Source organism: Pseudomonas sp. DrBHI1 (genome assembly GCF_002205115.1).
GTDB lineage: Bacteria > Pseudomonadota > Gammaproteobacteria > Pseudomonadales > Pseudomonadaceae > Aquipseudomonas > Aquipseudomonas mosselii.
Map to the genome: position 1 here is coordinate 39084 of NZ_NIBE01000069.1, position 9643 is coordinate 48726.

At 64.3% G+C, this 9643-nt stretch carries 13 protein-coding genes; 7 read left to right on the forward strand and 6 right to left on the reverse strand.

The features are described from left to right. The first annotated feature begins 59 nt into the window (after positions 1-59). The 5 genes from CC207_RS15620 to CC207_RS15640 all read left to right on the forward strand — a co-directional run bounded on the left by CC207_RS15620 (position 60) and on the right by CC207_RS15640 (position 3573). Positions 60-1559 carry an RNA polymerase factor sigma-54 gene (locus tag CC207_RS15620; RefSeq protein WP_028689657.1) on the forward strand — a complete coding sequence of 500 codons (1500 nt, stop codon included), beginning with the start codon at positions 60-62 and terminating at the stop codon, positions 1557-1559. Positions 1560-1637: 78 nt separating this feature from the next. Further along, the gene (gene hpf / locus CC207_RS15625) at positions 1638-1946 is read left to right on the forward strand and encodes a ribosome hibernation-promoting factor, HPF/YfiA family (protein WP_011532415.1); all 309 of its coding nucleotides are present in this window, start codon (positions 1638-1640) and stop codon (positions 1944-1946) included. Positions 1947-1958: 12 nt separating this feature from the next. Further along, positions 1959-2423: a PTS IIA-like nitrogen regulatory protein PtsN gene (gene ptsN / locus CC207_RS15630; RefSeq protein WP_028689656.1), complete on the forward strand. Its 465-nt coding sequence runs from the start codon at positions 1959-1961 to the stop codon at positions 2421-2423. Between the two features lie 2 nt (positions 2424-2425). Beyond that, entirely contained in the window at positions 2426-3280 is an 855-nt protein-coding gene (gene rapZ, locus CC207_RS15635) for an RNase adapter RapZ (protein ID WP_028689655.1), read from the forward strand. Positions 3281-3300: 20 nt separating this feature from the next. Then, entirely contained in the window at positions 3301-3573 is a 273-nt protein-coding gene (locus tag CC207_RS15640; RefSeq protein ID WP_028689654.1) for an HPr family phosphocarrier protein, read from the forward strand. A gap of 45 nt (positions 3574-3618) precedes the next feature. Here the strand turns inward: CC207_RS15640 and CC207_RS15645 are convergent, their stop codons facing one another. From CC207_RS15645 to CC207_RS15665, 5 genes are read right to left on the reverse strand one after another with little or no spacing between them, the layout of a single operon-like run. Beyond that, positions 3619-4512 (reverse strand): ZIP family metal transporter, encoded by an 894-nt coding sequence (locus CC207_RS15645; protein ID WP_088852393.1) that lies wholly within the window; start codon positions 4510-4512, stop codon positions 3619-3621. A gap of 11 nt (positions 4513-4523) precedes the next feature. Beyond that, the gene (locus tag CC207_RS15650) at positions 4524-5135 is read right to left on the reverse strand and encodes a superoxide dismutase (protein ID WP_028689652.1); all 612 of its coding nucleotides are present in this window, start codon (positions 5133-5135) and stop codon (positions 4524-4526) included. A 1-nt stretch (position 5136) separates the two neighbouring features. Further along, positions 5137-5598, reverse strand: a complete 462-nt coding sequence (locus CC207_RS15655; RefSeq protein WP_028689651.1) for a hypothetical protein — start codon at positions 5596-5598, stop codon at positions 5137-5139. A 25-nt stretch (positions 5599-5623) separates the two neighbouring features. Beyond that, entirely contained in the window at positions 5624-7000 is a 1377-nt protein-coding gene (locus CC207_RS15660) for a lyase family protein (RefSeq protein WP_028689650.1), read from the reverse strand. Next, a complete protein-coding gene (locus CC207_RS15665) occupies positions 6993-7394 on the reverse strand; it encodes a hypothetical protein (RefSeq protein ID WP_028689649.1) in 402 nt (133 codons plus the stop codon). The genes CC207_RS15660 and CC207_RS15665 overlap by 8 nt, the downstream gene beginning before the upstream one ends. Between CC207_RS15665 and CC207_RS26800 the strand changes: the two genes are divergently transcribed. Beyond that, positions 7384-7599: a hypothetical protein gene (locus CC207_RS26800; protein ID WP_143496126.1), complete on the forward strand. Its 216-nt coding sequence runs from the start codon at positions 7384-7386 to the stop codon at positions 7597-7599. The genes CC207_RS15665 and CC207_RS26800 overlap by 11 nt on opposite strands. 14 nt (positions 7600-7613) lie before the next feature. Here the strand turns inward: CC207_RS26800 and pmbA are convergent, their stop codons facing one another. Continuing rightward, the gene (pmbA, locus tag CC207_RS15670; protein ID WP_028689648.1) at positions 7614-8960 is read right to left on the reverse strand and encodes a metalloprotease PmbA; all 1347 of its coding nucleotides are present in this window, start codon (positions 8958-8960) and stop codon (positions 7614-7616) included. Between the two features lie 109 nt (positions 8961-9069). Between pmbA and yjgA the strand changes: the two genes are divergently transcribed. Beyond that, the gene (gene yjgA, locus CC207_RS15675; protein WP_028689647.1) at positions 9070-9591 is read left to right on the forward strand and encodes a ribosome biogenesis factor YjgA; all 522 of its coding nucleotides are present in this window, start codon (positions 9070-9072) and stop codon (positions 9589-9591) included. The last annotated feature ends 52 nt before the right edge of the window (positions 9592-9643 follow it).

The window sequence follows — 9643 nt, forward strand, 5'->3', positions numbered from 1 at the left end:
GCGCCCTCCGTGTAGTGGATGGCGCATGCGCGCCGGCAACAAGGTATCAAGCCCCAGCCATGAAACCATCGCTCGTCCTAAAAATGGGCCAGCAACTGACGATGACCCCGCAGTTGCAACAGGCCATCCGTCTGCTTCAGCTCTCCACCCTGGACCTCCAGCAGGAAATCCAGGAAGCGCTGGAGTCCAATCCGATGCTCGAACGTCAGGAAGACGGCGAGGACTTCGACAACAGCGACCCGATGGCGGACAACGCCGAGAACAAGCCGGCCGCCGAAGTCCAGGACAACAGCTTCCAGGAAACCAGTACCAGCAGCACCGCTGAAAACCTCGAAGACGGCGAATGGGCCGAGCGCATCCCCAACGAACTGCCGGTCGACACCGCCTGGGAGGACATCTACCAGACCAGCGCCAGTAGCCTGCCGAGCAATGATGACGACGAGTGGGACTTCACCACCCGCACCTCGGTCGGCGAGAGCCTGCAGAGTCACCTGCTGTGGCAGCTCAACCTGGCGCCGATGTCCGACACCGACCGCCTGATCGCCGTCACCCTGATCGACAGCATCAACGGCCAGGGCTACCTGGAGGACTCCCTCGAGGAAATCTGCGCAGGCTTCGACCCGGAACTCGACATCGAGTTGGACGAGGTCGAGGCGGTGCTGCACCGCATCCAGCAGTTCGAACCCGCCGGCATCGGCGCCCGCTCCCTGGGCGAATGCCTGCTGCTGCAACTGCGCCAACTGCCGGCCTCGACGCCTTGGATGGGTGAGGCCCAGCGCCTGGTCACCGACTTCATCGACCTGCTCGGCAGCCGCGACTACAGCCAGCTGATGCGCCGCATGAAGCTCAAGGAAGACGAGCTGCGCCAGGTCATCGAACTGGTGCAGACCCTCAACCCGCGCCCCGGCTCGCAGATCGAGTCCAGCGAGCCCGAGTACGTCGTGCCCGACGTCATCGTGCGCAAGGACAGCGAGCGCTGGCTGGTCGAGCTCAACCAGGAAGCGGTACCGCGCCTGCGGGTCAACCCGCAGTACGCCGGCTTCGTTCGCCGCGCCGACACCAGCGCCGACAACACCTTCATGCGCAACCAGCTGCAGGAAGCGCGCTGGTTCATCAAGAGCCTGCAGAGCCGCAACGAGACGCTGATGAAGGTGGCGACACAGATCGTCGAGCACCAGCGCGGCTTCCTCGACCATGGCGACGAGGCCATGAAGCCGCTGGTGCTGCACGATATCGCCGAGGCGGTGGGCATGCACGAGTCGACCATTTCCCGGGTGACCACGCAGAAATACATGCACACCCCGCGCGGCATCTACGAACTGAAATACTTTTTCTCCAGCCACGTGAGCACCGCCGAAGGCGGCGAATGCTCGTCCACGGCGATTCGCGCGATCATCAAGAAACTGGTGGCGGCGGAAAATCAGAAAAAGCCATTGAGTGACAGCAAGATCGCTGGTTTACTGGAGGCACAAGGCATCCAGGTAGCCCGTCGCACCGTCGCCAAGTACCGCGAATCGTTGGGCATCGCCCCATCGAGCGAGCGCAAGCGACTGATGTAGCCCCAGGATGTGCCACAGCGTTTCAGTGGCAGGTGCAAGACCTGCCTCTTTATGCACGGGCAACAAAGGAGAAGCTGTATGCAAGTCAACATCAGTGGACAGCATGTAGAAGTCACCCAACCACTGCGCGATTACGTGCTCGAGAAGCTCGCCCGCGTGGAGGGTCATTTCGACAAGATCACCAATGCGACGGTGATCATGAAGGTCGAGAAGCTGCAGCAGAAGGTGGAAGCCACACTCCAGATTCCCGGTGGCGAAGTCGTCGCCAACGCTGAACACCAAGACATGTACGCGGCGATCGACGCCCTGGCCGACAAACTCGATCGCCAACTGAAAAAACACAAGGAAAAACAGCAAAGCCTGCTGCAAGGCGCAGCCGCCCGCTGATCCCCCTCATCCATGATCCGACTTGAAACCATCCTGACCCCCGGCCGTTCACTCGTGAACGTGCCGGGCGGCAGCAAGAAGCGCGCCCTGGAAAAGGTCGCCACCCTGATCGCCGAGCAAGTACCCGAGCTGGAGATGCAAGATGTCTTCGACAAGCTCATCGCTCGGGAAAAACTCGGCTCCACCGGTTTTGGCAATGGCATCGCCATTCCGCACTGCCGGCTTGTGGGTTGCAGCGCGCCAGTAAGCGCCCTGCTGCACCTGGATGCCCCCATTGATTATGACGCCATCGATGGTGCCCCGGTCGACCTGCTGTTCGTCCTGCTGGTCCCGGAAGCTGCCACCGATGCCCACCTTGAACTGCTGCGCCAGATCGCCAGCATGCTAGATCGCAAGGAGGTCCGCGATCGCCTGCGTGCCGCCGACAGCAGCGAGACCCTTTACCAGGTCGTCCTGGACGTACAGAACGAGCACTGAACATGCGCCTGATCATCGTCAGCGGCCGCTCCGGCTCCGGTAAGAGTACCGCCCTCGACGTGCTGGAAGACAACGGCTACTACTGCATCGACAACCTGCCCGCCGGGCTGCTGCCGCAGCTGGCGGAAAACGCGCTGCTCAACACCGAGCTGCTGCAACCGAAGGTCGCTGTGTCCATTGATGCGCGCAACCTTCCCAGCCACCTGTCACGCTTCCCCGAACTGCTGACAGATGCACGTTCGCGCCATATCCAGTGCGACGTGCTGTACCTGGACGCCGACGAAGACACCCTGCTCAAGCGCTTCTCGGAAACCCGCCGCCGCCACCCGCTGACCAACGACAGCCGTTCGCTGGCCGAGGCGATCCGCGTGGAAAGCGAGCTGCTCGGCCCGATCGCCGACCTCGCCGACCTGAAGATCGACACCACCAGCCTGAACCTCTATCAACTGCGCGATTCGATCAAGCTGCGCCTGCTCAACCAGCCCGAGCCAGGCACCGCGTTCCTGGTCGAGTCATTCGGTTTCAAGCGTGGCATGCCGGTGGACGCCGACCTGGTGTTCGACGTGCGCTGCCTACCCAATCCGTACTGGAAGCCGGAACTTCGTGAGCATTCCGGCCTCGAACAGCCGGTAATTGATTACCTGGCCGCCCAGCCGGACGTCGAGGAAATGTTCCAGGACATCTCCGGCTACCTGCTCAAGTGGCTGCCGCGCTTCGCCGCCAGCAACCGCGCTTACGTCACCATCGCCATCGGCTGTACCGGCGGCCACCACCGCTCGGTGTACATCACCGAACGGCTTGGCCAACTGCTCCAGCAATCCCTGAAAAACGTCCAGGTCCGCCACCGCGACCTCTAGCCCACAGGATCCGCCCCACGATGCCCGCCCGCGAAATCACCATCATCAACAAGCTGGGCCTGCATGCGCGGGCGGCCGCCAAGTTCGTCGGCGTGGCCGGTCGCTTTCCCTGCCAGGTACGGGTCGGCCGCGCACCGGACAAGCTGGTGGACGGCAAGAGCATCATGGCGGTGATGATGCTCGCCGCCGGCAAGGGCACGCCGGTGCACCTGCACACCGAGGGCGAACAGGACGGTGAGGCCATGGATGCACTGGTCGCGTTGATCGAGAACTTCTTCGACGAAGGCGAGTAAGCGCCGTTAACGACTGCGCACGCTCCTACAGGGAATGTGCCGGGCTCAAGACAGCGCCGTGTCCATCACCATCATCAGGCAGAACCCGGCACACAGCCCCAGGCTCGCCAGGCGGTGATGCCCGTTACTGCGCGATTCGGGAATGATCTCCTGGGTCACCACCAGCAGCATCGCCCCCGCCGCACAGGCCAAGCCCAGCGGTAGCAACAGTTCGGCGATGTTCACCAGCCAGGCGCAGATCACCGCGGCCAGCGGTTCGACCAACCCGGACGCCGCGCCGATCAGGAACGCCTTGAACCGCGACATGCCGGCCCCGGCCAGCACCAGCGCGATTACCAGACCCTCCGGCACATCCTGAAGCGCGATGCCCATGGCCAGGCTGTCGGCATCGGGCATGCCACCGCCAGCAGACACGCCAATGGCCATGCCTTCGGGGATGTTATGGGCAATGATGGCGATGACGAACAACCAGATTCGCGCCGCGATCACCGGTTGCTGATCGCTGCCGACCAGGGCTTCTGGCGAAGCACCAGAGACCTTGAGGTCGACCAGGAACAGGCACAGCGCGCCGAACAGCAGGCCGCCGCTGATCAGGCCACCGGCGCCCCACGGGCTGAAACCGATGGATTGGGCCGCATCCAGCCCGGGCATGATCAGCGAGAACGCGGTGGCCGCCAGCATCACGCCGGCACCGAAGCCAAGCAAGGTATCGGCCACGGCCACCGGCATGTTGCGGATCACCAGCACCGGTACCGCGCCCAACGCCGTCCCCAGTGCGCACAATGCGCCGCCCTCAAGGGCACGCAACATGCGCGGTTCCAGGTCCAGCCAGGCGATGCCGCGTGCCACCAACAATGCGGTGCCAACCAGCAACAGCATGGTCCCAAGCGCCAGGCGGAACAGGCGCACACTGCTGACAGACATCACCTCGGCACGCATACCGGTCAGGCTCACTTCAGGGCTTCAAGGTAGCGACGTTCCACTTCGGCCCAGTCGACCACGTTGTAGAAAGCGCCAATGTATTCCGGACGACGGTTCTGATACTTCAGGTAGTAGGCGTGCTCCCACACGTCCAGGCCAAGGATCGGCGTGTTGCCGTGCATCAGCGGGCTGTCCTGGTTGCCGCTGCTCTCAACTACCAGCGTGTTCTGCGGGGTCACGCTCAACCAGGCCCAGCCGCTGCCGAAACGGGTCAGCGCGGCCTTGGTGAAGGCCTCCTTGAACGCCTCGAAGCCGCCGAGCTGCGCATCGATGGCCTTGGCCACCTGCCCTGCCGGCTGGCCGCCGCCCTTGGGCGACATGACGGTCCAGAACAGGGTGTGGTTGGCATGCCCACCGCCCTGGTTGATCACCGCGCCCTGGAGCTTCTCGGGCAGTTGCCTGACCGCGCCCACCAACTGCTCCACGGGCCACTCGGCCCACTCGGTGCCCTCGATGGCGGCGTTGAGATTGTTGATATAGGTCTGGTGATGCTTGCTGTGGTGAATCTCCATGGTCTGGGTGTCGATGTGCGGCTCCAGCGCATCGTAGGCATAGGGCAACGCAGGCAAGGTATGCGGCATGTCAGTGGATTCCGTAGGCAGGTGTGCGATCAGTGATATCCGTATATACGACCAGCTCGCTGGTCACCGGAGCCTGCCGATTGAGCAGGCGCTCGGTACGCGGGTATTGGCCGTATTCGGCGATGAAGCTCAGCAACTCGGTGTAGGTGCGCCCGCTATGGCGTAACGCGGCGTCGCGCAGGGCCTGGGGCAGGCGCGGGTCCTGACTGGCCTGGAGCAGCCGCTGGTGCGCCGCGCACAGGTAGTCGGCGCTTTCCTGCGGCTGGTTCAGGCGCAGGTGCAGGTCGGCCAGGTTGTGATGGGCGATGACCAGTGCGGCCACCGCCTCGTCGACGTCATGCCAGCGCTCGAACAGCACCTGGGCCAGGGCCAGGGCTTGCAGGTAGTGTTCCCGGGCATCGACCAGCTCGCCCTGCTCGAACAGGCGGTTGGCGTCTTGCGTGGTGTGTTTCCAGTGCTGCATGACGTGTCTCCTGGGCGGCCCGGGCTCAGATGCCGCCGGCAGTGAGTTTTTCCGGATCCAGCAGCGCCTCGAGCTGGTCACGCGACAAGTCGGTGTGCTCCAGCGCCACGTCGATGATCGGGCGCCCCTGCTTGTAGGCGGTCTTGGCGATCTCGGCGGCCTTGAGGTAGCCGATGATCGGGTTCAACGCAGTGACCAGGATCGGGTTGCGCGACAGCGCCTCCTTGAGCTTGGTGTCATTGACCTTGAAGCTGGCGATGGCCTTGTCGGCCAGCAGGCGGCTGACGTTGGCCATCAGCTCGATGCTTTCCAGCAGGTTGCGGGCGATCACCGGCAGCATCACGTTGAGCTCGAAGTTGCCCGACTGCCCGGCCACGGCGATGGTGGCATCGTTGCCGATCACCTGGGCCGCGACCATGGCGGTGGCCTCCGGGATCACCGGGTTGACCTTGCCCGGCATGATCGACGAGCCCGGCTGCAGACCCTGCAACTCGATTTCACCCAGGCCGGCGAGCGGGCCGGAGTTCATCCAGCGCAGGTCGTTGGCGATCTTCATCAGCGCCACGGCGGCGGTCTTGAGCTGGCCGGACAGGGCCACGGCGGTGTCCTGGGAGCCGATCAGGGCGAACAGGTTCTCGCCGGGGGTGAACTTGACCTGGGTCAGGCCACTTAACTGGCGGGCAAAGCCTGCGGCGAACTGCGGGTGGGCGTTGATGCCGGTGCCCACGGCAGTACCGCCCTGAGCCAAGGCCTGCAGGCTCGGCAGGGTGGCTTCGATATGCGCCTGGGCGCCCTTGACCTGCGCGGCCCAGCCTTCGAGCACCTGGCTCATGCGCACCGGCATGGCATCCATCAGGTGGGTGCGGCCGGTCTTCACGTGCTTGTGCACTTCGACCGCCTTGGCCTCGATCACCTGGGTGAGGTGGCGCAGGGCCGGTAACAATTGCTCGTGCAGGGCCAGGGCGGCGCTGACGTGGATGGTGGTGGGGATGATGTCGTTGCTGCTCTGGCCACAGTTGACGTGGTCGTTGGCATTGACCGGCTCGCCCAGCACGCGGCTGGCCAGGGTGGCGATGACCTCGTTGGCGTTCATGTTCGAACTGGTGCCGGAACCGGTCTGGAACACATCCACCGGGAAGTGCTGGATGAAGTCGCCGGCCAGCAGTTGCTCCACCGCCCTGACGATGGCCTCGCCCTGCCCCGCGCTCAGCTGGGACAGCTCGACGTTGGCCTTGGCCGCAGCCGCCTTGGCCAGCAGCAAGGCACGGATGAACTGGGCCGGCATCGGCTTGCCGCTGACCGGGAAGTTGTCGACCGCGCGCTGGGTCTGGGCACCGTACAGGGCCTGGGCCGGCACCTGCAGTTCGCCCATGCTGTCACGCTCGATACGGGTATCACTCATCTTCAAGTCCTTGCATCAGTTCTTCGGGAGAAATCGACGGCAGCAGCACGCTGTTGGCGAGCTGCATCGCGTAGGGCTGCCAGCGCAGGTTTTGTTCGCGGCGATCGAGGTTGCGCAGGTCGAGCAAGGGCCGCCAGGCCTGGTCCAGGCACAGGCAGCGCCAATGCCACGGCAGCATGCGATCGTTGGCGGTATCCAACAGCAGGCGGAAGGCGGTCAGCGCCACGGTCCAGGGCGAGGTTTCGGTGCAGCACACCAGGTAGCGGCCTTCGGCCAGGTAATGCTCGATCAGACGCGGCTCGTCGGGTTCGAGCGCGCAGCGGATGCGCCGGCTGAGCCAGCGCCAGTTTTCCAGGTAAGGCAGTTCGTGGAGGACGGATTTCATGAACATCATCGCCAAGTTACTGGATAATGATATTCATTATTATGTGATAACTAGAATCAGTTCAAGTCGAGCAATGGGCAAAAGAAACCCGGCGCGATGGCCGGGTCTTTTACAAGGTATGAGCAGGGCAGCGTGGGAGCGAGCTTGCCTCGCGATTGCAGGTAAGATTATCGCGGGACAAGCCCGCTCCCACGCACTGCTACTTCCCTGCTGATGACAGAGCGCCGATCAGCTGCCTGCCACCGTCATCCGTTCGATCAGCACCGAGCCACTGTGGATATTGCTGCGGGTCTCGATATCGCTGCCGATCGCCACGATCTGCTGGAACATATCCTTCATATTGCCGGCGATGGTCACTTCCTGGACCGGGAACTGGATCTCGCCGTTTTCGACCCAGAAGCCCGCCGCACCACGAGAATAGTCACCGGTCACCATGTTCAGGCCATGCCCCATCAGCTCGGTCACCAGCAGGCCGCGACCCATGCGGCGAATCAATGCCGCCTGGTCTTCCACACCGTGGGTGACGAACAGGTTATGCACGCCCCCGGCGTTGGCGGTGCTCGGCAGGCTCAGCTTGCGCCCGGAATAGGTGCCCAGGATGTAGGACACCAGCTCGCCCTTGTCGACGAACGGCTTGGCGTAGGTGGCCAGGCCATCGCCGTCGAACGCCGCGCTGCCCAGCGCACGCGGGATGTGTGGACGCTCATCAAGGGTCAGCCAGGTGGGGAACAGGCGCTGGCCGAGGGTGCCTTCGAGGAACGACGACTTGCGGTACAGGTTGCCGCCGGAAATCGCCGACAGGAAGCTGCCGAACAGGCCGCCGGCAAGCTCCGCCGAGAACAGCACCGGCACCTCGCAGGTCGGCACCGGACGCGCGCCCAGACGGCTGGCGGCGCGTTGCGCGGCGCGCTGGCCAATGCTGCGCGGGTCGGCCAGCAGGTTGCCCTGGCGATTGACGTCGTACCAGTAGTCGCGCTGCATCTGCCCTTCGGCTTCGGCGATCATCACGCAGCTGAGGCTGTGCCGGGTGGACGCATAACCGCCGATGAAGCCGTGGCTGTTGCCATAGACCCGCACGCCCTGGTGGGTGTTGAGGGTGGTGCCATCGGCGTTGAGGATGCGCTTGTCGGCGTCGAACGCCGCCGCCTCGCAGGCCAGCGCCATCTCGATGGCCTTCTCCGGCTCGATGTCCCAGTCGTGGTACAGGTCCAGATCAGGGATCTCGCGGGCCATCAAGGCGGCATCGGCCAGCCCCGAACACGCGTCCTCGGAGGTATGCTTGGCGATTGCCAGGGCCGCCGCGACGGTCTCGCGGATCGCCTCAGGGCCGCTGGCCGAGGTGCTGGCCGAACCCTTGCGCTGGCCAACGTAGAGGGTGATGCCGAAGCCCTGGTCGCGGTTGAACTCGACCGTCTCGACTTCGCGCTGGCGCACCGTGGTGGACAGGCCCTGCTCCAGCGACACCGCTACTTCGCAGGCGCTGGCGCCCTGGCGGCGCGCCTCGGCGACGATCGCCTCGACCTGTTCCTGCAACGCCGGCAGGTCCTTGGGGCCTACGCTCTGGACTGCACTCATGGTTCTCTCCACTGAAAATTCTGCGTACGGCGTGGGTCATTCTACGACCGGGCCGGACAAGCGGCCCCCGACTGGTTATCATGGCGGCGATTTCCTGCGGACTGCCCCCATGGTTGATTCTTACGACGACGCCTTCGACGGCGAAAAAAGCAAAACCCAGATCAAGCGCGAGCTGCATGCGCTGGTCGAGCTCGGTGAGCGCCTCACCACCCTCAAGGCCGACACCCTGGCCCGCCTGCCGTTGACCGACGAGCTGCGCAAGGCGCTGGAAGAGGCCAGCAAGCACACCGCCCACGGCGCCCGCAAACGCCACATGTCGTTCGTCGGCAAGCTGATGCGCGTGCAGGACCTTGACGCCATCCATGCCGTGCTCGAGCAGGTCGACAGCTCGACCCGCCAGTACAACGAGCGCTTTCACGGCCTCGAGCGCTGGCGCGATCGCCTGATCGACGGCAACGACGAGGACCTCGAACGCTTCGTCAACGAGTTCCCCGACACCGATCGCCAGCACCTGCGCTCGCTGATCCGTCATGCCCAGCACGAGAAGGCGCGGAACAAGCCGCCTGCGGCTGCGCGTAAAGTGTTCAAGTACATCCGCGACCTCGACGAGGTCCAGCGCGGTCTGCGTTGAGGCCATCGCGGGGCAAGCCCGCTCCCACGCTGCCTTTGCAGGCATCTGTGGG

Excerpts from the sequence above, each read along its gene's own strand:
- CC207_RS15620 (WP_028689657.1), top strand. The coding sequence starts at position 60 with ATGAAACCATCGCTCGTCCTAAAAATGGGCCAGCAACTGACGATGACC.
- hpf (WP_011532415.1), top strand. The coding sequence starts at position 1,638 with ATGCAAGTCAACATCAGTGGACAGCATGTAGAAGTCACCCAACCACTG.
- ptsN (WP_028689656.1), top strand. The coding sequence starts at position 1,959 with ATGATCCGACTTGAAACCATCCTGACCCCCGGCCGTTCACTCGTGAAC.
- rapZ (WP_028689655.1), top strand. The coding sequence starts at position 2,426 with ATGCGCCTGATCATCGTCAGCGGCCGCTCCGGCTCCGGTAAGAGTACC.
- CC207_RS15640 (WP_028689654.1), top strand. The coding sequence starts at position 3,301 with ATGCCCGCCCGCGAAATCACCATCATCAACAAGCTGGGCCTGCATGCG.
- CC207_RS15645 (WP_088852393.1), bottom strand. The coding sequence starts at position 4,512 with ATGCGTGCCGAGGTGATGTCTGTCAGCAGTGTGCGCCTGTTCCGCCTG.
- CC207_RS15650 (WP_028689652.1), bottom strand. The coding sequence starts at position 5,135 with ATGCCGCATACCTTGCCTGCGTTGCCCTATGCCTACGATGCGCTGGAG.
- CC207_RS15655 (WP_028689651.1), bottom strand. The coding sequence starts at position 5,598 with ATGCAGCACTGGAAACACACCACGCAAGACGCCAACCGCCTGTTCGAG.
- CC207_RS15660 (WP_028689650.1), bottom strand. The coding sequence starts at position 7,000 with ATGAGTGATACCCGTATCGAGCGTGACAGCATGGGCGAACTGCAGGTG.
- CC207_RS26800 (WP_143496126.1), top strand. The coding sequence starts at position 7,384 with ATGAACATCATCGCCAAGTTACTGGATAATGATATTCATTATTATGTG.
- CC207_RS15665 (WP_028689649.1), bottom strand. The coding sequence starts at position 7,394 with ATGATGTTCATGAAATCCGTCCTCCACGAACTGCCTTACCTGGAAAAC.
- pmbA (WP_028689648.1), bottom strand. The coding sequence starts at position 8,960 with ATGAGTGCAGTCCAGAGCGTAGGCCCCAAGGACCTGCCGGCGTTGCAG.
- yjgA (WP_028689647.1), top strand. The coding sequence starts at position 9,070 with ATGGTTGATTCTTACGACGACGCCTTCGACGGCGAAAAAAGCAAAACC.